General features: G+C 48.1%; 16 protein-coding genes, 21 tRNA genes and 5 rRNA genes (1 of these 42 only partly in view). 5 read left to right on the top strand and 37 right to left on the bottom strand.

Features of this window, described 5'->3' with window-relative positions:
- Positions 1-155 precede the first annotated feature (155 nt).
- From MKY16_RS02095 to MKY16_RS02075, 5 genes are all read right to left on the bottom strand, one after another.
- A complete protein-coding gene (locus MKY16_RS02095) occupies positions 156-1,316 on the bottom strand; it encodes a serine hydrolase domain-containing protein (RefSeq protein WP_340953907.1) in 1,161 nt (386 codons plus the stop codon).
- 164 nt (positions 1,317-1,480) lie between these two features.
- Positions 1,481-1,942, bottom strand: a complete 462-nt coding sequence (locus MKY16_RS02090; protein WP_029514659.1) for a hypothetical protein — start codon at positions 1,940-1,942, stop codon at positions 1,481-1,483.
- Between the two features lie 71 nt (positions 1,943-2,013).
- On the bottom strand, positions 2,014-2,238 hold the full coding sequence (locus MKY16_RS02085; protein ID WP_029514658.1) for a non-oxidative hydroxyarylic acid decarboxylases subunit D: 225 nt from the start codon (positions 2,236-2,238) through the stop codon (positions 2,014-2,016).
- A 42-nt stretch (positions 2,239-2,280) separates the two neighbouring features.
- Positions 2,281-3,699 (bottom strand): non-oxidative hydroxyarylic acid decarboxylases subunit C, encoded by a 1,419-nt coding sequence (locus tag MKY16_RS02080; protein ID WP_029514657.1) that lies wholly within the window; start codon positions 3,697-3,699, stop codon positions 2,281-2,283.
- Between the two features lie 28 nt (positions 3,700-3,727).
- Positions 3,728-4,318: a flavin prenyltransferase UbiX gene (locus MKY16_RS02075; protein WP_340953904.1), complete on the bottom strand. Its 591-nt coding sequence runs from the start codon at positions 4,316-4,318 to the stop codon at positions 3,728-3,730.
- Between the two features lie 160 nt (positions 4,319-4,478).
- On the opposite strand from MKY16_RS02075, the gene MKY16_RS02070 reads away from it, so the two are divergent.
- Positions 4,479-5,384, top strand: coding sequence for a LysR family transcriptional regulator (locus MKY16_RS02070; RefSeq protein ID WP_029514655.1), 906 nt, complete (start codon positions 4,479-4,481; stop codon positions 5,382-5,384).
- 72 nt (positions 5,385-5,456) lie between these two features.
- Here the strand turns inward: MKY16_RS02070 and MKY16_RS02065 are convergent, their stop codons facing one another.
- The 5 genes from MKY16_RS02065 to MKY16_RS02045 all read right to left on the bottom strand — a co-directional run bounded on the left by MKY16_RS02065 (position 5,457) and on the right by MKY16_RS02045 (position 11,738).
- The gene (locus MKY16_RS02065) at positions 5,457-6,641 is read right to left on the bottom strand and encodes a response regulator (RefSeq protein WP_029514654.1); all 1,185 of its coding nucleotides are present in this window, start codon (positions 6,639-6,641) and stop codon (positions 5,457-5,459) included.
- Entirely contained in the window at positions 6,622-8,418 is a 1,797-nt protein-coding gene (locus MKY16_RS02060) for a cache domain-containing sensor histidine kinase (protein ID WP_069010723.1), read from the bottom strand. The genes MKY16_RS02065 and MKY16_RS02060 overlap by 20 nt, the downstream gene beginning before the upstream one ends.
- Positions 8,419-8,448: 30 nt before the next feature.
- Entirely contained in the window at positions 8,449-9,282 is an 834-nt protein-coding gene (locus MKY16_RS02055) for a carbohydrate ABC transporter permease (protein ID WP_069010722.1), read from the bottom strand.
- A gap of 5 nt (positions 9,283-9,287) precedes the next feature.
- Positions 9,288-10,178, bottom strand: a complete 891-nt coding sequence (locus MKY16_RS02050; RefSeq protein WP_340884120.1) for a carbohydrate ABC transporter permease — start codon at positions 10,176-10,178, stop codon at positions 9,288-9,290.
- 228 nt (positions 10,179-10,406) lie between these two features.
- The gene (locus tag MKY16_RS02045) at positions 10,407-11,738 is read right to left on the bottom strand and encodes an extracellular solute-binding protein (protein ID WP_340953899.1); all 1,332 of its coding nucleotides are present in this window, start codon (positions 11,736-11,738) and stop codon (positions 10,407-10,409) included.
- A 294-nt stretch (positions 11,739-12,032) separates the two neighbouring features.
- On the opposite strand from MKY16_RS02045, the gene MKY16_RS02040 reads away from it, so the two are divergent.
- Positions 12,033-12,191, top strand: a complete 159-nt coding sequence (locus MKY16_RS02040) for a hypothetical protein (protein WP_165147892.1) — start codon at positions 12,033-12,035, stop codon at positions 12,189-12,191.
- A gap of 180 nt (positions 12,192-12,371) precedes the next feature.
- On the opposite strand, the gene rrf (MKY16_RS02035) is transcribed toward MKY16_RS02040, so the two are convergent.
- The 4 genes from rrf (MKY16_RS02035) to MKY16_RS02020 all read right to left on the bottom strand — a co-directional run bounded on the left by rrf (MKY16_RS02035) (position 12,372) and on the right by MKY16_RS02020 (position 18,797).
- Positions 12,372-12,488: ribosomal RNA gene (gene rrf / locus MKY16_RS02035) — 5S ribosomal RNA — on the bottom strand.
- 149 nt (positions 12,489-12,637) lie between these two features.
- Positions 12,638-15,566, bottom strand: a 23S ribosomal RNA gene (locus tag MKY16_RS02030).
- Between the two features lie 353 nt (positions 15,567-15,919).
- Positions 15,920-17,475: ribosomal RNA gene (locus MKY16_RS02025) — 16S ribosomal RNA — on the bottom strand.
- The 16S, 23S and 5S rRNA genes sit together here, the layout of an rRNA operon.
- A gap of 581 nt (positions 17,476-18,056) precedes the next feature.
- On the bottom strand, positions 18,057-18,797 hold the full coding sequence (locus MKY16_RS02020) for a Crp/Fnr family transcriptional regulator (RefSeq protein ID WP_029516024.1): 741 nt from the start codon (positions 18,795-18,797) through the stop codon (positions 18,057-18,059).
- Positions 18,798-19,096: 299 nt separating this feature from the next.
- Between MKY16_RS02020 and MKY16_RS02015 the strand changes: the two genes are divergently transcribed.
- The 3 genes from MKY16_RS02015 (at position 19,097) to MKY16_RS02005 (ending at position 21,438) form a co-directional block, all read left to right on the top strand.
- Positions 19,097-19,546 carry a GAF domain-containing protein gene (locus MKY16_RS02015; RefSeq protein WP_029516025.1) on the top strand — a complete coding sequence of 150 codons (450 nt, stop codon included), beginning with the start codon at positions 19,097-19,099 and terminating at the stop codon, positions 19,544-19,546.
- Positions 19,547-19,688: 142 nt separating this feature from the next.
- Complete coding sequence (locus tag MKY16_RS02010) at positions 19,689-20,342, top strand: response regulator (protein ID WP_029516026.1); 654 nt, start codon at positions 19,689-19,691, stop codon at positions 20,340-20,342.
- Positions 20,335-21,438, top strand: coding sequence for a PAS domain-containing sensor histidine kinase (locus tag MKY16_RS02005; protein ID WP_340953896.1), 1,104 nt, complete (start codon positions 20,335-20,337; stop codon positions 21,436-21,438). The genes MKY16_RS02010 and MKY16_RS02005 overlap by 8 nt, the downstream gene beginning before the upstream one ends.
- Before the next feature lie 201 nt (positions 21,439-21,639).
- Here the strand turns inward: MKY16_RS02005 and MKY16_RS02000 are convergent.
- The 23 genes from MKY16_RS02000 to MKY16_RS01890 form a co-directional block, all read right to left on the bottom strand.
- Positions 21,640-21,710 (bottom strand) — tRNA-Gly (locus MKY16_RS02000).
- Between the two features lie 9 nt (positions 21,711-21,719).
- A tRNA-Pro gene (locus tag MKY16_RS01995) sits at positions 21,720-21,793 on the bottom strand.
- 22 nt (positions 21,794-21,815) lie between these two features.
- A tRNA-Arg gene (locus tag MKY16_RS01990) sits at positions 21,816-21,892 on the bottom strand.
- 26 nt (positions 21,893-21,918) lie between these two features.
- Positions 21,919-21,990 (bottom strand) — tRNA-Cys (locus MKY16_RS01985).
- Positions 21,991-22,000: 10 nt separating this feature from the next.
- Positions 22,001-22,075, bottom strand: a tRNA-Gly gene (locus MKY16_RS01980).
- Positions 22,076-22,081: 6 nt separating this feature from the next.
- Positions 22,082-22,169, bottom strand: a tRNA-Leu gene (locus tag MKY16_RS01975).
- Between the two features lie 14 nt (positions 22,170-22,183).
- Positions 22,184-22,259, bottom strand: a tRNA-Lys gene (locus tag MKY16_RS01970).
- A 4-nt stretch (positions 22,260-22,263) separates the two neighbouring features.
- Positions 22,264-22,338, bottom strand: a tRNA-Gln gene (locus MKY16_RS01965).
- A 17-nt stretch (positions 22,339-22,355) separates the two neighbouring features.
- A tRNA-His gene (locus tag MKY16_RS01960) sits at positions 22,356-22,428 on the bottom strand.
- A gap of 19 nt (positions 22,429-22,447) precedes the next feature.
- A tRNA-Tyr gene (locus MKY16_RS01955) sits at positions 22,448-22,533 on the bottom strand.
- A 4-nt stretch (positions 22,534-22,537) separates the two neighbouring features.
- Positions 22,538-22,613, bottom strand: a tRNA-Thr gene (locus tag MKY16_RS01950).
- Between the two features lie 26 nt (positions 22,614-22,639).
- Positions 22,640-22,712 (bottom strand) — tRNA-Phe (locus MKY16_RS01945).
- Between the two features lie 66 nt (positions 22,713-22,778).
- Positions 22,779-22,855 (bottom strand) — tRNA-Asp (locus MKY16_RS01940).
- A gap of 25 nt (positions 22,856-22,880) precedes the next feature.
- A tRNA-Met gene (locus MKY16_RS01935) sits at positions 22,881-22,954 on the bottom strand.
- A gap of 30 nt (positions 22,955-22,984) precedes the next feature.
- Positions 22,985-23,060: transfer RNA gene (locus MKY16_RS01930), tRNA-Val, on the bottom strand.
- Positions 23,061-23,066: 6 nt separating this feature from the next.
- Positions 23,067-23,138, bottom strand: a tRNA-Glu gene (locus MKY16_RS01925).
- Positions 23,139-23,170: 32 nt separating this feature from the next.
- A tRNA-Ser gene (locus tag MKY16_RS01920) sits at positions 23,171-23,262 on the bottom strand.
- A gap of 3 nt (positions 23,263-23,265) precedes the next feature.
- Positions 23,266-23,339 (bottom strand) — tRNA-Met (locus tag MKY16_RS01915).
- 35 nt (positions 23,340-23,374) lie between these two features.
- Positions 23,375-23,450 (bottom strand) — tRNA-Asn (locus MKY16_RS01910).
- Between the two features lie 4 nt (positions 23,451-23,454).
- Positions 23,455-23,530, bottom strand: a tRNA-Ala gene (locus MKY16_RS01905).
- A 22-nt stretch (positions 23,531-23,552) separates the two neighbouring features.
- Positions 23,553-23,629: transfer RNA gene (locus tag MKY16_RS01900), tRNA-Ile, on the bottom strand.
- A 36-nt stretch (positions 23,630-23,665) separates the two neighbouring features.
- A 5S ribosomal RNA gene (gene rrf / locus MKY16_RS01895) occupies positions 23,666-23,782 on the bottom strand.
- Positions 23,783-23,932: 150 nt separating this feature from the next.
- A 23S ribosomal RNA gene (locus MKY16_RS01890) occupies positions 23,933-26,554 on the bottom strand (it continues 305 nt past the right edge of the window).

Here is a 26,554-nt window from a genome sequence, read left to right as displayed (position 1 = left end):
GTTTTATGTCGTCATATGGAAAAGAATAGTTTAGGCTTCAAGGGAAATTTAGTCCTTATTAACTAGATCATTTCTGATAAAGATTTAGACATTACAATTTGTGTATCTTCAGGGCCATAGTGAAGAGTTTTCACAACAGATCCACAATCCCGCATTTATAAACAGCTATAAGCTGCCGCGCGAACTCTCAAATGATGATACTCTTCCATATTGGGATCGAGCTGATGCATATATACGACGGAGAATTGTTCGCTCGGATCTATAGAAACCCAGGTGCCTGCCATTCCCGTCCAGCCAAATTCTCCAATCGAGCTGTTTGCATGCCCAACCGCTTTATCCATTAACGTGCGCACACCAAGTCCATAGCCATAACCTGTATGGTATGAATTGGTGAAATCCGATAGTTGAGCTGTATTCAGATGATTGGTGCGCATTAAATCAATGGTTTTTCTCCCCAATAAGTTCACACCGTTTACCGTGCCGCCATTTGACATCATTTGTGCAAATGTGAGGTAATCTTTGACTGTCGAATATAAACCTGCGCCTCCGCCTTCATATATAGCATCTGGCTGATGATATCCATCCAGGAAACCCTCCATTTTTTCAAGTTTTCCGGCGTCTTTCCGTTGATACATGGAGGCCATCCGCGATTCAATATCTCCACGATAACGGTAACCTGTATTGTTCATTCCAAGTGGATCAAAGATTTCATCCTTTAAGAATTGTCCTACTGATTTACCTGAAATCACTTCAATAAGGCCTGCAACAAAATCATGTCCATATCCGTATAACCAGCGTGTTCCGGGCTCAAACGCAAGTGGAACTTCAGAAAGCGCTTCAATTTCTGTGCGTAGGTCATATTTCCCCTGCTTTTCCTTTAATCCTGCAATGGCCTTCTGCATAGCTTTTCCTGTTTCTGAAGACTCGGAAGCGTAAGGAAGACCCATACTCATATTGAATATATGCTTAATTAAAATGGGATTCTCTGCCTTATCCACGTAGGTGTATCCGTTAGGAGCGGTTTTGAATACATACGCATTACGATATTCGGGAAAATATTCATACAAGGGTTCATTCAACAAAAATTGCCCACGTTCGTACAGCATAAGTGCAGCCGCACAGACAACAACCTTTGTCATGGAAAACAAGCGATACACTGTATCCTCAGTGATTGGCTTTCCGGCTTCCAGATCAGCATATCCATGATACCCTTCATACAACACTTCACCATTCTGGGCAATGGCACAACCGCAACCTGCCGGCCCATTTACTATAAATTGTTGCAATAGCTGATCTACCTTGTCAAAACGAGACATATTCATCCCTCCTATTTTTCCTTCAAAAGAAACAAGCTTCCCCTCGCGCTCTAATTCTTGTTCCAACAAGTTCAGCGTGATTTCTTGTAAGCGCTTATTCCCTCGCATTTATTTTAACGGTAAACTTGGTAAATACATAGATTATTTATCATAATCAGATGGCTTTACATTAACAGCTCAGCCACCGTTTCCTTCCAGCGATGAATCACCGATTCCGGTTCCTTGAGACGAACCGTGACACCTGTCAAAATATCCGCATATTGGGCCGAATCCTCTCTGGCTGCAAAAACATGAGCCGCAAATCGCTCACGTACATGCTTGGCTCCGGGCAAAGCAGGCAGATGTTCCAGTGACAACCGCACATAATGCGCCTTCCCCCCGGTAAACACCGCAAGCGTCGCCTTCCCAGTGCGGATCATGTTGCCCGTCGTGGTTGTACCCGGCCATAGGGCCAGACGCAAATTCCCCTCGTCCAGCGCTACAACTTCGCCCACACTAATCATCGCTATGTGCGGCCACTGATCTTCCGTGACCGTCAGCAGCATCATGGCTTCATGCTGCTTGTTCTCCAATGCCTTGCCGTCCAGTAGCGTGAACAGTTCCTTACCGATCCTTGGTGTCTGCATGAAGTATAATCCCCTTTACTTTTGGCCTATAACTTCAAAGTACCATAATTTACGGTTACTTACGAACGACCCTATAACCGCTCTGGAATAGGAGGAACATGAGCAGCATTCGGAATATCTTTGGGGTTTACCTTGAACGCCGATTTATACTTTGCTGGATCCGTAATGCTATCCGGTTCTGAGGTTCGCCATGTGAACAGGCATACAGGGCACAACAAAACCTCCCAGGCATCTTTAACCGGCGAATGGGAAACAACTTCTGAACGATTGGACTCACAACGGGGACAAATATGCATCTGTCAGCACTCCTTTAATCTTTCTTTGTTTTTTAAAAATATTTAGCGAAGCATTTGGCTCAACTTTTTCTCCCATTCCGCTACACCCAGCGGGGAATCGAGCGGCTGCGAGTAATGGCCTCTAATATCCGGTGCTACAGGTGTCGTCGCATCCAGTATCATTTTGTGCGTCATACCTGCCGGATCAGAGCCGGGGTCAAGTGGTAAAATAGACAAGCCAGGAACAATGACAGCATCATGCTTTGGATGAAGCTTGGTGGATAAAGCCCACATGACTTGCGGCAGATTGAACGGATCGACCCCCTCGTCCACCACAATCACCAGCTTGCAATACCCCAATCCATGCGGAGTCGTTAACGCACGCATTCCCACAGCCTTCGCAAAGCCGCCATACCGGGTTTTCGTGGAAATAATAGCAACCAGCCCATGCGTATACATAGCATTAACGGCTACGATTTCATTAGGAAAAGCATCCTTAAGCTGCTGAAACAACGGTACACTTGTATTCACACCGATCATATAATCCGTTTCCGTCCAAGGCATCCCGATGTACAGATGCTCAAAGATAGGCTGTTTGCGGTGATATACACGATTAATCTGGATGACTGGCATCGCGCGACCGCCGGAATAGTGACCTGTGAATTCACCGAATGGACCTTCATACTCACGTTCACCTGCCAACACTTCGCCCTCCAAAATGACCTCGGCTCCCCAAGGCAGATCCAGATCTGCGTCCTTCGCTTTGACCACACGATAAGGCTCACCCTGAATGGCCCCAGCCATCTCATATTCGGATTGATCGTACAGCAGCGGTGTAGAAGCAGCCGTTGTAATCACAGGCTCACATCCGAGGGCAATAGCCACCTTCAGATTTTCGCCGCGTTCCTCAGCCTGACGGATATGGATCGCAATATCATGCTGTGGTACAGGCTGGATGCCCAAACGGTTCTTGCCTTTCACCTGCATCCGGTACAAGCCGACATTTTGCTTACCGTAGGTGTCCGGGTCATCCAGATCGCGTGAAACTAAAATCGCTTTGTCCAGATAAAATCCTCCGTCCCCCTGGTTCAAACGAAACAACGGCAAAATATCAAACAAATTAATATCCTCTGTAATCTCGACTTCATGAAAAGGAGCCGTTTCTTCCCGCTTCACGGGCACCGGAAATTGTTCATAGCGTCTGGCGAATTCAAAAAACTGCTCCTTCAGCGGCGTATTTTTTGGCATTCCCATCATAAGGGCATGATTGGGCCAGGAGCCCATCACATTCATTGCAATACGAGCATCCGTATATCCATAGATATTATTGAAAAAGAGAGCAGGTGTCTTATCTCCAAGATTGCTTAATGCTTTGTTAGCTGCCGCCAGGTCTGGCTCCGGCTTTACCTCGTCGCTGATCGTGAGTAGTTGTCCCTCCTTTTCCAAGGTGTTTAGAAAATCGCGAAAGTCTTTATAAGCCATCATTCATTCTCCTTCGTCTTTCGATTTCTCAATTCTGGTGCAGTCTGGAGTCAGTTTGCTTCATTCCATCCCATCGTTTGGCTGCGGTTGTGACGATACCGAACTGATCTAATATGCGAAAAACAATATGATCTACCAATTCCTCGATACTTGCAGGATGATTATAAAAGGCAGGCATCGGCGGCAGGATCATCACGCCCATACGTGACAGCTCCAGCATATTTTCCAGATGGATACTGCTTAATGGTGTTTCCCTGGTCATGAGCAGTAGCTTCTTTCGCTCCTTCAGCATCACATCCGCTGATCGGGTGAGCAGGTTGTCCGCCATACCGATACGAATAGAGGCAAGAGTCTTCATGCTGCAAGGAGCGACGACCATACCGTCTACCCGAAAGGAGCCGCTGGAAATACGCGCAGCCTGATCCTTATACGAGTAGACTGCATCCGCCATTGCCTCCACTTCCTTCACCGTATAGCCTGTCTCATAGGGAATGTTCGCAATAGCCCACGGGGATAGTACCAGATGGCTTTGAACTCCAGCCTCTCGTAATTGTTGCAATATACGGATACCAAAGATCGACCCTGTCGCTCCCGATATTCCTACAATCATTTTTTTCATATGTCCCCTCCTTCCACTCCATCGTTTTATGTTCACCCATGCATTACTGTCAAAAATTATACGCCTGTTCCCTGCACACGAAAAATATATATAATATATGTAATACATACTTTAAAAGTATCCTAATTGAAGCGTTGTTTAGAAATAAGGAGGAATCCCAATGGATATGAAGCATCTGCATTACTTTTGTGTCATCGTGGAGGATGGGCAAATCACCAAGGCTGCCAGAACGCTCAACATGGCCCAGCCTCCACTGAGTCAACAACTCAAAAATATGGAGGACGAGCTTGGCGTAAAGCTGATTTACCGTGAAGGAAAGAAGTGGGAAGTTACCGAGGCCGGGTATACACTGTATACACGCGCCAAACGATTATTGGCTGAAATGGAGGACACCTGTAGAGAAATTGGGGAGTTTGAAAACAAAGTAACCGGCACACTTGCTATAGGCACGTCATCCGCCTGTATGTCTCTGATTACTGAACAACTCAGCCGCTTTCATCAGGATTATCCAGAGGTATACATTAAAATAGGACACGGAGACACACATCATCTGGAAGAGCTGCTGCACCAAAATAAAGTGGATCTGGCCCTGTTGCTGCTTCCGGTAGATGACAAATCGTACCATTCAATTGAGTTGGAGGGCGTTTCCTTTGTTGCCGTACTTCCGTCTGAATGGGCAGATCGTCATCCCAGTGGGGAAATTACGTTACAAGAAGCTGCCAACTATGACCTCTTGCTGGGACGCCGAACAGAGGGACACGGACTATACGAAACCGTCATACGCAAATTTCAGGAACACCATCTTGTTCCGCGTGTCGTACTGGACTGTCCTGAAATATCGACCATTCTCTCGCTCGTTTCCACAGGCATGGGAATTACCATCATTCCAGACGCTGGCTTGGGACAAGAATACGGGGACAGATTTCGCACACTCTCCATTAAGGAGCCGTTCCCCTTCACACGGCCTGCCGTCGTATGGCGCAAGGATCGTTATTTATCCAATGCAGCTCGCAAATTGGTTGAACTGCTACAAGCTGAAAACACAAAAAAGACTGTTCCCGAGTAGATGCTCTACCGCTCTACTCCTGAAACAGTCTGATGCTGGATAAACTTCCTTCATTCGGTCGTTGATATCGCCTTACTTGACTCCCTGATGTCGATACTCGGTTGGAGTCATTCCACATTTGCGCCGGAATACCTGTGTAAAATGCCGCATATCCTGATAGCCGATCCGCTCTGAAATATCAGCCAGCCGCAAATGAGGATCACTGAGCAACCGCTTCGCCTCCTCCATACGCAAGGAAATGACGTAATCCTTATAGCCTTGTCCCGTCTTTTGCTTAAATAACTGGCTAAAATACACCGGATTTAAAAATACAATTGAGGCCACTTTTTCAAGTGACAGCTCCTCTGTAAAGTGAGCCCGAATGTATTGCAACGCCACATCTACCGTATGCATGCCTTTGCGGAGACATTCTCCTGTATCCGTTGCTGCGGCTGCAATCTCCTCTGGCGTACGTCTTAGCCGCGCCACCTCTTCAGGTATGGAAGCAAAATTGTGATGAACACCCGAACGTGTAATTTGTAGGGGCACCTTCACATAACGCTTCAAATGGGATTCGAGCAACGTCTCTAGCCGTGCGGCCTCTGCCTCACTCCTTAGCCTTGCAATACCCAGCAGACTATGGCGGTCTAGACTAACGACAAAGCCGCTGCCCCCTGCCTCAACGAGTTCGGACAGTACATTTTCAATCATAAAATGCTCCAGATGTGTCTGCTTGTGATCAGGTTCCATGCGAACCATGAAGAGATGGAATTCCGGATAATTTTCGACAAAAGGCTGTATATCCAGCTTACCAGTATCCAATCCAAGGGCATAGCGCTGGAAAACGGCCTCACGCAAATAAACCATATTGGATTTGAGAAGCCTACCCTCGTTCGCCTGCTGCGAGGCTACAAGCGCCTCGGCTGCCAACATTTCAATGCATTCCAGCAGCTTTCTTTTACCAATCGGCTTTAACAGGTAGTCTTTGGCACCCAGCTTTACTGCTCTTTGTGCATAATGGAAGTCGGAATGGGCCGAAATGACAACCCACTGCAGATGAGGATGCTTTCGCTTAGAAATACGCATGAATTCCAGACCATCCATGCCAGGCATCAGGATATCAGTTAATACAATATCTACAGGATGCTCCGCCAGAATGCCTGCTGCTTCCTCGGTGGAAGCAGCGAGATGAATGCCGCAGGTGGGTAGAGCTTGGCCAATGGTACGCCGAATCCCCTGCCGTATCATACTTTCATCGTCAGCTATCAGAATATTCATGTTTCTCCTCCTTCTGTGGCAGAGGCACACTTACAGTGGCTGTTGTTCCGGCCCCAGGTGCGCTAGAGATCCGTAGGCCGTACTCTTCTCCGAACATGTGCCGTAGCCGTAAATTTAGGTTTTGCAGGCCGATGCCTCCCGCCTGCCCGCTGCCCGCCTGTTTGCCGGGTTCTGCCAAAGCGACCTGGACCACCTCCCATCGTTCGTACTCCATCCCTGCACCGTTGTCGATGATGTGCAGGCTCAATACACCCTCATATTCCTCCGCTCTGACGAGCAGCTTGCCACCTGTATTCGCATGAAGAGGCTCCAGTCCGTGCTTCACCGCATTTTCAATCAAGGGCTGTAAGGTCATTTTTGGCAAGCGGATATCCATCCATCGTTCATTAATGCTAATGTCTACAGATACCCTGCCCTCCAGCCGAGCTTGAATAATGGTGAGATAGTGGCCAACCTGCTCCACTTCTTCACGAAGGCTTACATCAGCCCCCTCTTCCCAATGGCTACTGTAACGGAACATATGGGATAAGGAGAGAATCACCTCTCCGAGCTGATCCTGCCCCTCTTCGTCCAGCATCCAATAGATCATATCCAGCGTATTATACAGAAAATGTGGATTGACCTGCGTCTGTAGCGCGTGTAGCTCCGCATTTTTTTCACTGACCGATGATATACGCACCAGCTCGATTAGCTCTGCAATTCGTCTTACCATATGGTTAAAGGAAGTAGCTAACTGATTGATTTCTTCATAGGATTTGGTGTTTACCGTATGGCGGAAATTCCCTGTCTCTACTCGCTTCATCTCCCGAATGACTCGCTTGAGCGGAAGGGAAATGCTTCTGGAGACGATGGACGCAATTAACGCCGACACAATAATAAGTATAGGTGCCACGATAAATAGGTACCTTTGATTTTGCACCAGCTCCACGTTCAGATCCTCACTAGGTGTCACACTAATCACAGACCAGTCGGCAAACGGCAACTTGGAAGCGATTACAACATTCTCATTACTTCGATTTACAATAACTTCCCCCTCTGGCACCTGCTGCTCTAGATTTCGCAAATCCGGTGGCGGATCAGGGGAAGTGGCCGACACAATTCGATTTTCATGACCCAGCAGATATACCTGACTATTGGTACCTAACCGCAAATTGTGGAGAGCCGACAAAACAGAACCCGGCTCAGCCTCAAACAAGACAATACCAATCGGCTTGTGCTCATCCAAATCATAGAGCTGCCGTCCAAACGCAAATACGGGTCTGGTTTCCACCTGATCAATGACAGAGTGAGGATACACGCCCAGCCATGCAATTTTTCCCGCCGACTTTCGAATTTCCTTATACCATTCCGTCTGTTCGTAATGAGTATCAATGACATTCATATAATTGCCATAGTTATATACCTTGCCTGTGTCTGTGATGACATGGATGCCAATCAGATCTTCACGCGAATAATAGATAGCCCCCAGAATATTCGTAATCGTACGTTCGTTGATGTAATTGACAGCAGGTAAATCAATACTATCCGTCGTCAACAGACGAACCAAATCCATATTGTTGCTGATTGATTTGGAGAGACTATTATAGCTGCCGAGCAGCAATTCGAACAGTCCTGCCGTCTGGGATACATTTTTACGCGCCAGCTCGCTGACCTTATCATGGAACTGCACCGTAGTACGGTTGTAAAATAATAGACTGACCGCCAGCACAATGCCCGACATGCTTAATAGGAACAGAACAAACAAGCGGTATTGAATGGATTGAAAACGGCGCATCATACCTCTCTGCGCTCCTTTCGCATCGGCCGCCTATCCTTTAACCGCTCCCGCAACCATGCCCTTGGTGATATTTTCGGACAGAACAAAATAAATAATAATGACCGGTAAGGCACCCATGACTAGAAAAGCGCCAATATTACCGTAGTTCACAGAATACTGGCTGACGAACGTATATACGCCGAAAGGGAGAGTTTTGAGCTTCTCGGACGAGATAAAGGTGGCAGCCATAATGTATTCATTCCAGATATTAATGAAAGTTAAAATACATACCGTCATGGTAGGCGGAATCGAGATGGGTAAGATTACACTGCGGAAAATACGATAAATGCTCGCTCCGTCAATGTAAGCGGACTCTTCAATTTCGTGGGGAATGGACCGCATAAAGCCGGATAGGATGAAGACCGCAATCGGTGTCTGAAAAGCAATGTAGGGTAAAATCAATGAGAAATACGTATTCAGAATATGGACATTTTTAAACATCACCATCAGCGGCAGTAGTGTAGCTTGCATCGGGATCATCATCCCGATCAGAAACATGGTCAGCACAACAGCCCCGAAGCGCCAACGAAAACGTGTAATCGCATAAGCAGTCATCGAGCTTAATAAAATGACGAAAATCATCGTAACCCCGGTTACCAGCACACTGTTTCCTAAATAACGCAAGTAGCTCCCTGATTCATAGGCTTCCTGATAGTTGTGCCACTGAGGCACTTGAGGGAGTGCAAAGAAGCTTGAGCTCAATATCTCTTCATTTGTCTTCAACGAATAGGTCAGAAGCCAAAAGAGTGGATACAGCTGCGTGACCATTAAGATTGCCAATAAGGAAAAGACTCCCGTTTTCTTCAAGACATTCAACAGTTCCATCTCCTTTAGCTTACCTTATTTTCGATTCGTTTGAAAACAAAATTTATCACAATTGTAAATGACAAGCAAATCACTACGAGAATTGAAGCCAATGCGCTGCCATATCCGTATTTCATCGATAAAAAGGACATATTGTACATATACGTAGATACTGTATCCGTCGCATGGGCTGGTCCTCCCCCCGTCATCACCCAAATCAAATCAAACGATTGCAGGGAGCCGATAAATGCTAATACAATTGATATCTTGAAAATAGGTACAATGAGCGGCAGCGTAATATAGCGGTCTGCTTTGAATCCTTCAGCTCCATCAATTTTGGCTGCTTCGTACAGCTCATTCGGTATATTTTGTACCCCGGTAAACTGGATAAGCAAATGATAGCCAAAATACTGCCATAACGATACAAAATAGAGGGCGTACATCGCGATCTGCGGTTCCGTCAGCCATGAGCGTGTCCAGCTTTCCAGCCCAATCGCCAGCAAAATACCGTTCAGCATTCCACCCATCGAGGCTGGATTATAGATCGTCTTCCACAGCTGCCCGATAATGACCACCGACAGAATAACCGGCAGAAAATACATCGTTACCAGCGTATTGGCCTTACGCACATAGCGATTAAGCAAGATCGCCAGCAGCAGACAAAACGGAATTTCCAGCATGGAAAACACAGCGAACATCATAGTCCGTTTCACGGATGGCCAGAACACTGAATCTGATGTGAAAATCCGCTCAAAATTAGCCACCCCCACAAACTTTGCCTCGGCGATTCCGTTCCAATCCAGCAATCCGCAATATACCGACACCAAAATTGGAACAAATACCATACAGGTATACAACAACAGGCAGGGTAGCACGAAAACGGCAATGGTACGTGCTGGCACCTTCAGTACATTCATGCTCTAATCTCCTTTATGTTGATTCTGAACATCTTCTGAGGATGTACAACCTACATGATTTCCAATCAGGGAAGAAGCATTCCGCCCCCTCCCTAGTGCCTGCTACTTCGGGATTTTGCAAAATTCCATTCCAGTCACTCCAAAGTGCAATATCTAGATGAACTAGGCCATTTCGATCTATATACTGTTCATCGGAAGTCGCTTACTAGATTTTTGTAAAATCCTCACTTATTTATTCGCTTCAAAAGTGTTTTGATGTTCCTTAGCAACTTGTGCGGAGTCTTCTTTTTGTACGAACAGGTTTTGAATGCTACTCAGATGCGCCTGCGCAATAGCCGGATTCATCGTATTATCAAAAGCGAGATCGCCCCCTTTTACATTCTTGAACAGCTCATTAAGACTAATCGCTAACTCGGAGTAGCCCGCTTCCTTCAGATCACCTTTCATTTTCTGACCGCTGCCAATCGCATTTTTCAGATCAAACTGAATTTTGGGCATCTCCTTAACAAAATAATGCAGAAAATCCTTCGTCTCCTGTAAATGTTCACTGTTCGCAGATACCGCAAATGCGCTGCCCGGCGCAATTACATACTCATTCACATCACCCTTGCCATTCACCGTAGGGAATTGAAACGCTCCTACCTTACCCGCTACCGAAGAAGCATCAATTGACCCCGTTTCCCATGTACCCATGATATACATCGCGGCTTTTCCTGTTTTAAAAATATTACCACCTGCATTGTAATCAATAGACGTAGCTCCATCCGGGAAAGCTCCTGCCTGCACCAATTCCTGAAATGCATCCACCGCTTCCACAAAAGCCGGGTCGTTAAACGTCTTTTTGCCGTCCAGTACATCATTGAGAAAATTCGGTCCTTCATTCGTACGCAACAAAATGTTCATAAAAAGGAGGGACCCCGTCCATGAATCCTTTTCCCCAACGGCAATCGGAGTAATTCCCTTCGCCTTCAGCGTTTTGACCGTCGTAATCAGCTCGTCAAAGGTGGTCGGCAACTTCTGGATTCCCGCCTGCTTGAACAGTTCCTTATTGTAAAACACCACTTCTATATTGTTGCCGTCCGGAAAAGCGTAGAGCTTATCGTCGAAGCTATAGTAATTAAGAAGTCCATTCTGGAACGTATCTTTTAACCCCTCTTTATCAGCCACATCGTTTAATGGAGCTAGCAGCCCGGCATCTACGAATGGCTTCATCTGTGCAGCAGGGTTTACAATCGTGATATCAGGCACTTCCTTCGCCGCTGCCTGTGTTTTCAGCTTAAGCTTTTGTTGATCTGTATTTAGCGAATCCAATTCAATTTTGACATGAGGATGATCCTGCTCGTATTGACCTACAATTTGCTTAATCATTTTGTACGAAGGGGTGCTCGGATCAGGATTGATGTTCTGAAAGGTAATCGTAACATCTTTCGTTGCGGTGCCTTTGCTCGGTTCTCCTGAATTTCCCGGACTTGCGTTTTGTCCGTTATTACAAGCTGCCAGCGTCAATGCCAAGGCGCTCGCCATCATAATAGCAAACGCTTTCATTTTTGTTCTGCTCATGGTCTTTTTCCTCCTCTTGTTGAAGCATTGCGCAATTTGCCCTCCTTATTGGTGGACACTCAATGCCCGCTTGTTCTTTTCATTATGTTCCATAGAAAAGACGTGAACAATGCGTGAACTTAAGGAGAAGGGTTTGTTTTTTCAAGCCCTCATTTGCGTGCTTCAAAATTCATTCATATCATAACTTGCAATTTATCTAGAACACAGGCATAATATGAATAAGATCGTTTTTTGATAATGATTATCATTATTAAATAATAAATACACATAGACTTTAAAGGAGGCAGGACCGCAGTGAAAGAAACTTTCAGTAAAACCTCCCTGCATATTGATGATTATTTGGACCTTCTCAATCTTGCCGTACAAGTCGGAGATACCAAGTGGCAAAAAGAAATTACCCGTAAACTTCAAGCCTTGAGTGTCCTTCAGACAGAACAGGTTGAAATAGATTAACTGCCCCAGTTAATACTGTCCTCAGTTAAAAATGCTGACTAGGCACCACTATATAAAGGACAACCAAGATACCATAAAACTTTTGACCGAATCCATAATGGTGATCTTTCAGGTGAATGATAAATAAATCGGTTATAGGAAAAAGAGCACAGCCTTAACGGGCTGTGCTCTTTTTATCGTGCTTGGCGACGTCCTACTCTCCCAGGACCCTGCGGTCCAAGTACCATCGGCGCTGGAGGGCTTAACGGTCGTGTTCGGGATGGGTACGTGTGGAACCCCTCCGCTATCGCCACCAAACATGAATTTGCTATGCAAATTCTATCGTACGGTTATTCAGTTCATCACATATCGTGTGAATGAATAGCCATGCGCTTGTTGTATGTATTTCTACATACCTTCAAGGTTACACCCTGAAAACTGGATCCGAAACTCATTGCGCTTTATCTTAGGATAAGCCCTCGACCGATTAGTATTGGTCAGCTCCATGCATTACTGCACTTCCACCCCCAACCTATCTACCTCGTCGTCTTCAAGGGGTCTTACATACTGGGAAATCTCATCTTGAGGGGGGCTTCACGCTTAGATGCTTTCAGCGCTTATCCCTTCCGTACATAGCTACCCAGCGGTGCTCCTGGCGGAACAACTGGTACACCAGCGGTACGTCCATCCCGGTCCTCTCGTACTAAGGACAGCTCCTCTCAAATTTCCTACGCCCACGACAGATAGGGACCGAACTGTCTCACGACGTTCTGAACCCAGCTCGCGTACCGCTTTAATGGGCGAACAGCCCAACCCTTGGGACCTACTTCAGCCCCAGGATGCGATGAGCCGACATCGAGGTGCCAAACCTCCCCGTCGATGTGGACTCTTGGGGGAGATAAGCCTGTTATCCCCAGGGTAGCTTTTATCCGTTGAGCGATGGCCCTTCCATGCGGTACCACCGGATCACTAAGCCCGACTTTCGTCCCTGCTCGACTTGTAGGTCTCGCAGTCAAGCTCCCTTCTGCCTTTGCACTCTTCGAATGATTTCCAACCATTCTGAGGGAACCTTGGGGCGCCTCCGTTACTCTTTAGGAGGCGACCGCCCCAGTCAAACTGCCCACCTGACACTGTCCTCGCACCGGTTTACGGTACCAAGTTAGAACCTAGATACGATCAGGGTGGTATCCCAAGGATGCCTCCCTTCAAGCTGGCGCTCAAAGTTCGACGGCTCCCACCTATCCTGTACAGATCGTACCCAAATTCAATATCAAGCTGCAGTAAAGCTCCATGGGGTCTTTCCGTCTTGTCGCGGGTAACCTGCATCTTCACAGGTATTAAAATTTCACCGGATCTCTCGTTGAGACAGCGCCCAAGTCGTTACGCCATTCGTGCGGGTCAGAATTTACCTGACAAGGAATTTCGCTACCTTAGGACCGTTATAGTTACGGCCGCCGTTTACTGGGGCTTCGGTTCATAGCTTCGCTCTTGCGAGCTTACCACTCCCCTTAACCTTCCAGCACCGGGCAGGCGTCAGCCCGTATACTTCGCCTTGCGGCTTCGCACAGACCTGTGTTTTTGCTAAACAGTCGCTTGGGCCTTTTCACTGCGGCCCCCTCGGGCTATTCACCCTACCGAGGCACCCCTTCTCCCGAAGTTACGGGGTCATTTTGCCGAGTTCCTTAACGAGAGTTCTTCCGCGCGCCTTAGAATTCTCTTCTCGCCTACCTGTGTCGGTTTGCGGTACGGGCACCTTCTCCTGGCTAGAGGCTTTTCTTGGCAGTCTGAGATCATGACCTTCGCTACTACAATTTTCGCTCCCCATCACAGCCCAGCCTTAACGATGTGCGGATTTGCCTACACACCAGCCTCACTGCTTAGACGGACATCCATCCGTCCGCGTCACTACCCTACTGCGTCACCCCATCGCTCATAACGGATTACGGTGGTACAGGAATTTCGACCTGTTGTCCTTCGACTACGCCTATCGGCCTCGCCTTAGGTCCCGACTTACCCTGAGCGGACGAACCTTCCTCAGGAACCCTTAGGCTTTCGGCGGATCTGATTCTCACAGATCTTTTCGTTACTCATACCGGCATTCTCACTTGAATGCAGTCCAGCGCTCCTTACGGTACACCTTCAACCCGCATTCAACGCTCCCCTACCCCTGATGCAAAGCATCAAGCCATAGCTTCGGTGGTGTGTTTAGCCCCGTTACATTTTCGGCGCAGAGTCACTCGACCAGTGAGCTATTACGCACTCTTTCAATGGTGGCTGCTTCTAAGCCAACATCCTGGTTGTCTGTGCAACTCCACATCCTTTCCCACTTAACACACACTTGGGGACCTTAGCTGATGGTCTGGGCTGTTTCCCTTTCGACAATGGATCTTAGCACTCACTGTCTGACTCCCGGAACTAAATCTATGGCATTCGGAGTTTGACTGAGCTTGGTAACCCTTGCGGGCCCCGCACCCAATCAGTGCTCTACCTCCACGATTCTTCTTTCCGAGGCTAGCCCTAAAGCTATTTCGGGGAGAACCAGCTATCTCCGGGTTCGATTGGAATTTCTCCGCTACCCCCACCTCATCCCCGCATTTTTCAACATGCGTGGGTTCGGGCCTCCAGTGCGTGTTACCGCACCTTCACCCTGGACAGGGGTAGATCACCCGGTTTCGGGTCTACGTCCACGTACTCATTCGCCCTATTCAGACTCGCTTTCGCTGCGGCTTCAGCTCTTCACCTTAACCTTGCACGGGAACGTAACTCGCCGGTTCATTCTACAAAAGGCACGCCATCACCCATAGATCGGGCTCTGACTTCTTGTAAGCACACGGTTTCAGGATCTATTTCACTCCCCTTCCGGGGTGCTTTTCACCTTTCCCTCACGGTACTGCTTCACTATCGGTCGCCAGGGAGTATTTAGCCTTGGCAGATGGTCCTGCCGGATTCATACGGGGTTTCACGTGCCCCGCACTACTCGGGATCCGTCTCGGAGAGAACCAGTTTTGAACTACAGGGCTTTTACCTTCTCTGGCGGGCCTTTCCAGACCTCTTCATCTAACCGGTTCCTTTGTAACTCCATGTGAGACGTCCCACAACCCCAAGGAGCAAGCTCCTTGGTTTGGGCTAATCCGCGTTCGCTCGCCGCTACTGACGGAATCACTATTGTTTTCTCTTCCTCAGGGTACTTAGATGTTTCAGTTCCCCTGGTCTGCCTCTATTCTGCCTATGTATTCAGCAGAAAGTGACTGTCGATGAAGACAGCCGGGTTTCCCCATTCGGACATCCCCGGATCAAAGCTTGCTTACAGCTCCCCGAGGCCTTATCGTTGTTCGCCACGTCCTTCGTCGGCTCCTGGCGCCTAGGCATCCTCCGTGTGCTCTTTGTAGCTTAACCTAGTATTTACATCGTAAATACGATTTGCTTTGAATTTCGGTTCAACACTTACGTGTGAATGAAATTCAAGGCAGCTACCTTTATTTCACTTGTTTACACAAGATCAGCTTAAAGGAATATTCTAAAACGCAATTTCGTTTCGGTATCCAGTTTTCAAGGTGCAATTCGCTTCATCGAAGCGAAACCCGATGAATATTTCGGTTCCACACGAATGTGTGAATGAAGTATTCGTCGAAGCTTGAGAGTTTGAACTCTCAAAACTGAGCAACGAGTGAGTAACAGGCCTAAACCTGAGTTTTGAAGCTTACGCTTCATATTTGAATGTTTCCATCGCAGGAAACGATTCTCCATAGAAAGGAGGTGATCCAGCCGCACCTTCCGATACGGCTACCTTGTTACGACTTCACCCCAATCATCTACCCCACCTTCGGCGGCTGGCTCCCTTGCGGGTTACCCCACCGACTTCGGGTGTTGTAAACTCTCGTGGTGTGACGGGCGGTGTGTACAAGACCCGGGAACGTATTCACCGCGGCATGCTGATCCGCGATTACTAGCAATTCCGACTTCATGTAGGCGAGTTGCAGCCTACAATCCGAACTGAGACCGGCTTTTCTAGGATTGGCTCCACCTCGCGGCTTCGCTTCCCGTTGTACCGGCCATTGTAGTACGTGTGTAGCCCAGGTCATAAGGGGCATGATGATTTGACGTCATCCCCACCTTCCTCCGGTTTGTCACCGGCAGTCTGCTTAGAGTGCCCAGCTTGACCTGCTGGCAACTAAGCATAAGGGTTGCGCTCGTTGCGGGACTTAACCCAACATCTCACGACACGAGCTGACGACAACCATGCACCACCTGTCTCCTCTGTCCCGAAGGAAAGCCATATCTCTACAGCGGTCAGAGGGATGTCAAGACCTGGTAAGGTTCTTCGCGTTGCTTCGAATTAAACCACATACTCCACTGCTTGTGCGGGTCCCCGTCAATTCCTTTGAGTTTCAGTCTTGCGACCGTACTCCCCAGGCGGAATGCTTAATGTGTTAACTTCGGCACCAAGGGTATCGAAACCCCTAACACCTAGCATTCATCGTTTACGGCGTGGACTACCAGGGTATCTAATCCTGTTTGCTCCCCACGCTTTCGCGCCTCAGCGTCAGTTACAGCCCAGAGAGTCGCCTTCGCCACTGGTGTTCCTCCACATCTCTACGCATTTCACCGCTACACGTGGAATTCCACTCTCCTCTTCTGCACTCAAGCTCCCCAGTTTCCAGTGCGACCCGAAGTTGAGCCTCGGGATTAAACACCAGACTTAAAGAGCCGCCTGCGCGCGCTTTACGCCCAATAATTCCGGACAACGCTTGCCCCCTACGTATTACCGCGGCTGCTGGCACGTAGTTAGCCGGGGCTTTCTTCTCAGGTACCGTCACTCTTGTAGCAGTTACTCTACAAGACGTTCTTCCCTGGCAACAGAGCTTTACGATCCGAAAACCTTCATCACTCACGCGGCGTTGCTCCGTCAGGCTTTCGCCCATTGCGGAAGATTCCCTACTGCTGCCTCCCGTAGGAGTCTGGGCCGTGTCTCAGTCCCAGTGTGGCCGATCACCCTCTCAGGTCGGCTACGCATCGTCGCCTTGGTAGGCCTTTACCCCACCAACTAGCTAATGCGCCGCAGGCCCATCCACAAGTGACAGATTGCTCCGTCTTTCCTCCCTCTCCCATGCAGGAAAAGGATGTATCGGGTATTAGCTACCGTTTCCGGTAGTTATCCCTGTCTTGTGGGCAGGTTGCCTACGTGTTACTCACCCGTCCGCCGCTAGGTTATGTAGAAGCAAGCTTCTACATAACCCCGCTCGACTTGCATGTATTAGGCACGCCGCCAGCGTTCGTCCTGAGCCAGGATCAAACTCTCCATTAAAGACCAACCGAAGCTGGTTTATAGAAAGAGCGATAAGCTCATTTTGAAACTGACGAGATAAAAAATATCTCTTGTTTGATTTTGCGAACAAAATCGTTTTACTCACTCGTTGTTCAGTTTTCAAAGATCAAACATTTCTCTTTCGCTGCGTTTTTCAGCAGCTATAAGATCATATCATGTTCGTTTCAAAAATGCAAGGGCTATTTTTCTTTTTTTTAAAAATCATTTCACCCAAGCTTTTCGCTTTTGAAACTGCTGTTTTGTTGTCAGCTTAAATAATATATCATTTTCGGCCAGAGAAAGCAACTTGTAAAAATATCCTTTTTTTTAAAATATGGGATTTCTTCCTCCTTTTATTCAACCATTATTAGAATTAGCTCCACTGTTACTTCAAAACGGTTGGTGCATAAAATGTCATGCATTCAGTTCCATTTAATATATATACTTTATTGCTAATTAGCCGCTATACGACGTTAATTAGTTATTTGGTAATCTATGTTGTTCGTACCCCATGTGCTAGATTGCTATAAGACCTGCGGCAAGGCGAAGTCTCTTGGACCCCGCCTAATGGTATTCATATATTAGAGGCGACAAATTTCATGGGCACATTGGCCGTACGAAGGACAGCAGCACATGCCACGTAATACCTTGAGATCGTGAATGACAATCTTTCCATCCCTTGTATCTAGGGTTCCCTGCTCTTTCAGCGCGCTCAGCATCCGGTTCACACTCTCGCGCGTCGCTCCAATCATCTCACCTAATTCGGAGTGACTTAGCTTCATATTTAGTAAAATGCCATCCTTCACAGCCACGCCACATGTATTGCTAGCACGGATCAATGTAGACGCTAACGCTCCAGTTTTACCATACAACAGTAAGTCCCGAAAACGCGATTGCATAATGCGTTGCTTCATCGCCATCCACTGGATGAACTGAAGTGCCATTTCCCCATTTTTGGACAAGAGCGACTCCAGATCCTTAACAAGCACGACGCCTAACTCACACACATCAGCTGTTTCCGCAGTGCAACTATACTCTTCTCCATCTATCCCGCTAAATTCCCCAATTAAGTCGCCTTGATGCTGAATGGTCAGAATCAGTTCTTTACCATCTTCTGTCGATTTACGAAGTTTGACATGACCTGAATGTATATAATAAAGCTGCTCTGCATCATCGCCCTCTCGGAAAAGCATAACGCCTGCCTTTACCTTCTTCCAGGACATAATATCTTTTAGCAGATCAAAATGCTCATCTGTCAAATAAATCTGAATTCCCGTGCGTTCCGCTTCGTCCCCAAACCGTTCCATACAAGTGGCTTGCATGTTAGCGTCCTCCTCGTGTTTACCTGATATCTATATCATAATGTTTTAACGCCTGGGTTGTTATCGGGAGAACACCTGATTTTATACCTTCCTACTCCCTGATTTGCTGTGATAAATATCACTTCTGAAGTAAGCTAACGCCCCATTTATCGACCATTTCCCTACTCCTTATCCGACCAGATGAAAAGTCAGTGTTTCCTGCGCCTATAGATCAGGGGGTTCCCCGATCTACTTTTGCAACTGTCGAAACTACAATGAACTAGAGATATAGTTTGGTTATGAAAAAGGATGTGTCTTCTATGCTACAAATAACGGATGAAATGCGAAAAGAACTGAACCAGTTGAGAGATACTATTTATGGTGATCTCACTGCCCTTGCATTTATGTCCAAGTCAGGTGGTAAGTTGCATTGGTATTACGCCTCTGGTAGCCGAAGCAATCGCTATCGCCTTATTTCTTTTAAGATTGGCCATGGTATTGCCGGTATGGCTGTTCGCTTGGGGCGTACCGTAACTGTAAGTGCTTTGTTATCAGGTAGTATACGTCTGCGTCAGGAATGTGCACTAATGCTGGCCGAGCAGCTTCACTCTGCTGTTGCCATTCCCTTTTCCAGCACAGGGGATCTGCCCAACGGTGTGCTGCTTCTTGGTAATCGTGATGTGAGGATGTTCACAGAGTCTGATATAGCCGAGGCTACTCAAGTAGCTCAACGCCTTAGCCAACTATGTGCTTACCCTCTCACTCCATAGCTCAACAATGTTTCTATAGATAATGATCCTCATCAGATACTTGATATAGCTGTCCCTAACTATCTTTGTTGATTGAAATCCCTAAAATTTGCTATGATTATGACAAAACGTACGGTTTTTTACCGTTCGAGGGGATGACAAATTGATTCGTATACTAGTAGTGGATGATCACGTTGTCGTACGTTCTGGCCTCATGGCCCTATTGGACGGCAAAAACGGTATTAAGGTAGTAGGAGATGCAGCAGACGGGGATGAGGCAATCCGCAAGGCAGTGGAGCTACAACCTCATGTTGTGCTCATGGATTTTAGCATGCCACCTGGAAAAGATGGTCTCACAGCAACCACTGAATTAAAAAAACAGCTGCCCGATACAGAAGTCCTTATTTTAACGATGCATGACGATGAAGAATATCTGTTCCGAGCCATTCAAGCTGGAGCATCCGGATATATTTTAAAAAGCGCACCTCACGAGGAGTTACTCGCTGCCATCCAGTCTGTGGCCGAAGGTAGTGCCTATTTGTACCCGAATGCAACCAAACGACTGATGAGTGAATATCTGGACAAAATCAAACAGGAAGGCATAGCCGGACCCTATGAATCCTTGTCTGAGCGGGAAAAAGAGATTCTATCCTGGGTAGCCAAAGGATATGCCAACAAGGAAATTGCCGAGCACCTGGTGATTAGTGTCAAAACCGTAGAGTCCCATAAAAGCAATCTTATGGAGAAGCTTAACTTGAAAACACGACCTGAGCTAGTCAAATTCGCACTAAAAAAGGGGCTACTCCATTATGAATGAACCTTCTAACCCTTTACTGCAGCATGCCTTTGGTGAATCAACCGATAAACTGCTGAATGATCTGGAAATTTATATACCAGAATCCCCTTTTCTTCATGCGCTGCGTAACTCACTCCACCAATTATCCAATCTGAAATTTGCCCTAGATACGTCTTCCATCGTTGCTTTGACCGATCATCGAGGTATTATTCAGTACGTAAACGACAAGTTCTGTGAGATTTCGCAATACAGTCGTGAAGAGCTGATCGGTCAGGATCATCGTCTCATTAATTCAGGCTATCATACCCCCGCCTTCATGAAAAACCTGTGGACTACGATCCGTTCAGGTGAGGTATGGCGAGGAGAAATACGTAATCGTGCTAAAGATAACAGCTACTACTGGGTGAATACTACGATCGTTCCGTTTATGGACGAGGAAGGTAAACCCTATCAGTACTTAGCGATCCGCAATGAGGTCACTAAACTGAAGAGAGTAGAAGCTGAACTTCAGTCTATGATGACACAAGTCATGCAAATACAGGAAGAAGAACGTAAACGCTTTTCAAGAGAGCTGCATGATGGGATAGGGCAAAGCTTATTTTCACTTATTATTCAATTGGATAGCCAACTTGCCGAACAACCTAGTGCTACTCTGGAGAATCTCCGTTCGCAGGTGACCGACATCATCAAAGATGTTCGTGGTCTAGCGTGGGAACTTCGTCCCTCAGTTCTGGATGATCTGGGTGTCGTCCCAGCCATAAGAACCTATATTGAAAACTTCTGTTCTCATTACGGGATTGAGGTGCATTTTCAATGCAATCTACGTAAACGGGTTGATATTCGCAAGGAAATTGCAATTTATCGGATTGTACAAGAGGCGTTAACGAATGTAGCCAAATACGCAGATGTAGCAGAGGCATATGTCGACGTTGAGGATCAAAATGAAATGATACAAGTGACCATTCGGGATAAAGGCATTGGATTCTCTGGAAAGTCCCAAGGAGAGGGAGTTGGATTGTTCAGTATGGAAGAACGAGCTAGAGGGGTAGGGGGATTTATGAGCATAACCTCTGCTCCAGACGAGGGAACCTCCATCCAGCTGACCATTCCCGTGTAAAAACTGTCCACTAGATCGGTTATCGGCGTATACCAGTTGCATGATCAGAACGAATACACCGATACCGAAGATTATGGATAATCAACACATTGTGGATTACATGAGGATAAATACAAAAAAAGAGAGAGCTCTGTCCCCAGACAGGCTCTCTTTATTTATAAGGTGTCACCACTGAGGCAACAAGAATCCGCTATAGCAAAAAGCGGGTGATGGGAATCGAACCCACGCTACCAGCTTGGAAGGCTGGAGTTCTACCATTGAACTACACCCGCAAATCAGTATCGGGATGACACGATTTGAACATGCGACCCCCTGGTCCCAAACCAGGTGCTCTACCAAGCTGAGCTACATCCCGACATTATACATTTTTTAAGAAATGGCGCGCCCTGAGAGATTCGAACTCCCGGCCTTTTGATTCGTAGTCAAACGCTCTATCCAGCTGAGCTAAGGGCGCATATTAAATTCCATAATGAGCAGTCAAGGCGCCACCCAGATTTGAACTGGGGAATGAAGCTTTTGCAGAGCTTTGCCTTACCACTTGGCTATGGCGCCGTATGGATAATGGAGCGGACGACGGGAATCGAACCCGCGACCCTCGCCTTGGCAAGGCGATGCTCTACCGCTGAGCCACGTCCGCAAAATATGGTGCGGTCGAGAGGACTCGAACCTCCACGGGGGGTTAGCCCACACGGACCTGAACCGTGCGCGTCTGCCAATTCCGCCACGACCGCAAAATAATTATAAATGGTGAGCCATGAAGGACTCGAACCTTCGACACCCTGATTAAAAGTCAGGTGCTCTACCAACTGAGCTAATGGCTCTTAATGGCTGGGGATATAGGATTTGAACCTATGCATGACGGAGTCAAAGTCCGTTGCCTTACCGCTTGGCTAATCCCCAATAAATTAAGAATAAAGGGCGGCCGATGGGGCTTGAACCCACGAATGCCGGAGTCACAGTCCGGTGCGTTAACCACTTCGCCACGACCGCCATATGATTATGAAAAGACTGGTGGAGGATGATGGATTCGAACCACCGAACCCGTAAGGGAGCAGATTTACAGTCTGATGCGTTTGGCCACTTCGCTAATCCTCCAAAATGGTGCCGGCGAGAGGACTTGAACCCCCAACCTACTGATTACAAGTCAGTTGCTCTACCAGTTGAGCTACACCGGCACATTACTCATTTCCCACTTGAAAGGTGGCTCGGGACGGAATCGAACCGCCGACACGAGGATTTTCAGTCCTCTGCTCTACCGACTGAGCTACCGAGCCATATTAAATTTTATTACTACATCATATAATCCGCACTATATATGCCAATTATATATGAAGCTAAAATGGCGGAACTGACGGGATTCGAACCCGCGATCTCCTGCGTGACAGGCAGGCATGTTAGGCCTCTACACCACAGTTCCAGAGGCATTTCCAATAGGAAATTAATTGCGGGGGCAGGATTTGAACCTACGACCTTCGGGTTATGAGCCCGACGAGCTACCGAACTGCTCCACCCCGCGACATTAAAAAGCATTTCTCAAATTTTCTTATGGTGGAGGCTGAGGGGATCGAACCCCCGACCCTCTGCTTGTAAGGCAGATGCTCTCCCAGCTGAGCTAAGCCTCCATGTTATGACCCGTAGGGGATTCGAACCCCTGTTACCTCCGTGAAAGGGAGGTGTCTTAACCCCTTGACCAACGGGCCTTACAAAATAAGTTCTGGTCTCAATAAATTTATGGCGGAGAGAGAGGGATTCGAACCCTCGCACCACTTTCGCAGTCTAACCCCTTAGCAGAGGGTCCCCTTATAGCCACTTGGGTATCTCTCCGAGTAGCGGCAGAGGGGATCGAACCCCCGACCTCACGGGTATGAACCGTACGCTCTAGCCAGCTGAGCTACGCCGCCACCTTAATATATAAAAGTCAGAAATATTCAAAATATGGCTCCCCGAACAGGACTCGAACCTGTGACAACTCGATTAACAGTCGAGTGCTCTACCAACTGAGCTATCAGGGAATATTGGTGGAGCCAAGCGGGATCGAACCGCTGACCTCCTGCGTGCAAGGCAGGCGCTCTCCCAGCTGAGCTATGGCCCCAATCTTTTTGTTATTCTAGAAGTGGTGGGCCTTAGTGGACTCGAACCACCGACCTCACCCTTATCAGGGGTGCGCTCTAACCAGCTGAGCTAAAGGCCCTAACATGTAAAAATTTATCATCCTCTAAAGGATATCGCTTGGCGACGTCCTACTCTCCCAGGACCCTGCGGTCCAAGTACCATCGGCGCTGGAGGGCTTAACGGTCGTGTTCGGGATGGGTACGTGTGGAACCCCTCCGCTATCGCCACCAAACATGAATTTGCTACGCAAATTCTTCCGTATTGAAACTCGGTTCATCACAGCTGTGTGAATGAATTTCAATGCGTATTTCGTATGTATTTCTACATACCTTCAAGGTTACACCCTGAAAACTGGATCCGAAACTCATTTGCGTTTTATCTTTAGGATAAGCCCTCGACCGATTAGTATTGGTCAGCTCCATGCATTACTGCACTTCCACCCCCAACCTATCTACCTCGTCGTCTTCAAGGGGTCTTACATACTGGGAAATCTCATCTTGAGGGGGGCTTCACGCTTAGATGCTTTCAGCGCTTATCCCTTCCGTACATAGCTACCCAGCGGTGCTCCTGGCGGAACAACTGGTACACCAGCGGTACGTCCATCCCGGTCCTCTCGTACTAAGGACAGCTCCTCTCAAATTTCCTACGCCCACGACAGATAGGGACCGAACTGTCTCACGACGTTCTGAACCCAGCTCGCGTACCGCTTTAATGGGCGAACAGCCCAACCCTTGGGACCTACTTCAGCCCCAGGATGCGATGAGCCGACATCGAGGTGCCAAACCTCCCCGTCGATGTGGACTCTTGGGGGAGATAAGCCTGTTATCCCCAGGGTAGCTTTTATCCGTTGAGCGATGGCCCTTCCATGCGGTACCACCGGATCACTAAGCCCGACTTTCGTCCCTGCTCGACTTGTAGGTCTCGCAGTCAAGCTCCCTTCTGCCTTTGCACTCTTCGAATGATTTCCAACCATTCTGAGGGAACCTTGGGGCGCCTCCGTTACTCTTTAGGAGGCGACCGCCCCAGTCAAACTGCCCACCTGACACTGTCCTCGCACCGGTTTACGGTACCAAGTTAGAACCTAGATACGATCAGGGTGGTATCCCAAGGATGCCTCCCTTCAAGCTGGCGCTCAAAGTTCGACGGCTCCCACCTATCCTGTACAGATCGTACCCAAATTCAATATCAAGCTGCAGTAAAGCTCCATGGGGTCTTTCCGTCTTGTCGCGGGTAACCTGCATCTTCACAGGTATTAAAATTTCACCGGATCTCTCGTTGAGACAGCGCCCAAGTCGTTACGCCATTCGTGCGGGTCAGAATTTACCTGACAAGGAATTTCGCTACCTTAGGACCGTTATAGTTACGGCCGCCGTTTACTGGGGCTTCGGTTCATAGCTTCGCTCTTGCGAGCTTACCACTCCCCTTAACCTTCCAGCACCGGGCAGGCGTCAGCCCGTATACTTCGCCTTGCGGCTTCGCACAGACCTGTGTTTTTGCTAAACAGTCGCTTGGGCCTTTTCACTGCGGCCCCCTCGGGCTATTCACCCTACCGAGGCACCCCTTCTCCCGAAGTTACGGGGTCATTTTGCCGAGTTCCTTAACGAGAGTTCTTCCGCGCGCCTTAGAATTCTCTTCTCGCCTACCTGTGTCGGTTTGCGGTACGGGCACCTTCTCCTGGCTAGAGGCTTTTCTTGGCAGTCTGAGATCATGACCTTCGCTACTACAATTTTCGCTCCCCATCACAGCCCAGCCTTACGATGTGCGGATTTGCCTACACATCAGCCTCACTGCTTAGACGGACATCCATCAGTCCGCGTCACTACCCTACTGCGTCACCCCATCGCTCATAACGGATTACGGTGGTACAGGAATTTCGACCTGTTGTCCTTCGACTACGCCTATCGGCCTCGCCTTAGGTCCCGACTTACCCTGAGCGGACGAACCTTCCTCAGGAACCCTTAGGCTTTCGGCGGATCTGATTCTCACAGATCTTTTCGTTACTCATACCGGCATTCTCACTTGAATGCAGTCCAGCGCTCCTTACGGTACACCTTCAACCCGCATTCAACGCTCCCCTACCCCTGATGCAAGCATCAAGCCATAGCTTCGGTGGTGTGTTTAGCCCCGTTACATTTTCGGCGCAGAGTCACTCGACCAGTGAGCTATTACGCACTCTTTCAATGGTGGCTGCTTCTAAGCCAACATCCTGGTTGTCTGTGCAACTCCACATCCTTTCCCACTTAACACACACTTGGGGACCTTAGCTGATGGTCTGGGCTGTTTCCCTTTCGACAATGGATCTTAGCACTCACTGTCTGACTCCCGGAACTAAATCTATGGCATTCGGAGTTTGACTGAGCTTGGTAACCCTTGCGGGCCCCGCACCCAATCAGTGCTCTACCTCCACGATTCTTCTTTCCGAGGCTAGCCCTAAAGCTATTTCGGGGAGAACCAGCTATCTCCGGGTTCGATTGGAATTTCTCCGCTACCCCCACCTCATCCCCGCATTTTTCAACATGCGTGGGTTCGGGCCTCCAGTGCGTGTTACCGCACCTTCACCCTGGACAGGGGTAGATCACCCGGTTTCGGGTCTACGTCCACGTACTCATTCGCCCTATTCAGACTCGCTTTCGCTGCGGCTTCAGCTCTTCACCTTAACCTTGCACGGGAACGTAACTCGCCGGTTCATTCTACAAAAGGCACGCCATCACCCATAGATCGGGCTCTGACTTCTTGTAAGCACACGGTTTCAGGATCTATTTCACTCCCCTTCCGGGGTGCTTTTCACCTTTCCCTCACGGTACTGCTTCACTATCGGTCGCCAGGGAGTATTTAGCCTTGGCAGATGGTCCTGCCGGATTCATACGGGGTTTCACGTGCCCCGCACTACTCGGGATCCGTCTCGGAGAGAACCAGTTTTGAACTACAGGGCTTTTACCTTCTCTGGCGGGCCTTTCCAGACCTCTTCATCTAACCGGTTCCTTTGTAACTCCATGTGAGACGT

The sequence above is a fragment of the Paenibacillus sp. FSL L8-0641 genome, from assembly GCF_038006265.1.
Classification (GTDB): Bacteria; Bacillota; Bacilli; order Paenibacillales; family Paenibacillaceae; genus Paenibacillus; species Paenibacillus polymyxa_D.
The sequence above is the reverse complement of the archived record's forward strand: the minus strand, read 5'-3'. Positions and strand labels throughout refer to the sequence as shown.

What these genes read in the sequence shown, in the direction of transcription:
- MKY16_RS02075 (WP_340953904.1), bottom strand. Translation starts at nt 4,318, where the DNA reads ATGAAAAAAATGATTGTAGGAATATCGGGAGCGACAGGGTCGATCTTT.
- MKY16_RS02085 (WP_029514658.1), bottom strand. Translation starts at nt 2,238, where the DNA reads ATGCATATTTGTCCCCGTTGTGAGTCCAATCGTTCAGAAGTTGTTTCC.
- MKY16_RS02065 (WP_029514654.1), bottom strand. Translation starts at nt 6,641, where the DNA reads ATGAATATTCTGATAGCTGACGATGAAAGTATGATACGGCAGGGGATT.
- MKY16_RS02055 (WP_069010722.1), bottom strand. Translation starts at nt 9,282, where the DNA reads ATGGAACTGTTGAATGTCTTGAAGAAAACGGGAGTCTTTTCCTTATTG.
- MKY16_RS02090 (WP_029514659.1), bottom strand. Translation starts at nt 1,942, where the DNA reads ATGCAGACACCAAGGATCGGTAAGGAACTGTTCACGCTACTGGACGGC.
- MKY16_RS02015 (WP_029516025.1), top strand. Translation starts at nt 19,097, where the DNA reads ATGCTACAAATAACGGATGAAATGCGAAAAGAACTGAACCAGTTGAGA.
- MKY16_RS02095 (WP_340953907.1), bottom strand. Translation starts at nt 1,316, where the DNA reads ATGTCTCGTTTTGACAAGGTAGATCAGCTATTGCAACAATTTATAGTA.
- MKY16_RS02005 (WP_340953896.1), top strand. Translation starts at nt 20,335, where the DNA reads ATGAATGAACCTTCTAACCCTTTACTGCAGCATGCCTTTGGTGAATCA.
- MKY16_RS02080 (WP_029514657.1), bottom strand. Translation starts at nt 3,699, where the DNA reads ATGGCTTATAAAGACTTTCGCGATTTTCTAAACACCTTGGAAAAGGAG.
- MKY16_RS02045 (WP_340953899.1), bottom strand. Translation starts at nt 11,738, where the DNA reads ATGAGCAGAACAAAAATGAAAGCGTTTGCTATTATGATGGCGAGCGCC.
- MKY16_RS02060 (WP_069010723.1), bottom strand. Translation starts at nt 8,418, where the DNA reads ATGATGCGCCGTTTTCAATCCATTCAATACCGCTTGTTTGTTCTGTTC.
- MKY16_RS02050 (WP_340884120.1), bottom strand. Translation starts at nt 10,178, where the DNA reads ATGAATGTACTGAAGGTGCCAGCACGTACCATTGCCGTTTTCGTGCTA.
- MKY16_RS02020 (WP_029516024.1), bottom strand. Translation starts at nt 18,797, where the DNA reads ATGCAAGCCACTTGTATGGAACGGTTTGGGGACGAAGCGGAACGCACG.
- MKY16_RS02070 (WP_029514655.1), top strand. Translation starts at nt 4,479, where the DNA reads ATGGATATGAAGCATCTGCATTACTTTTGTGTCATCGTGGAGGATGGG.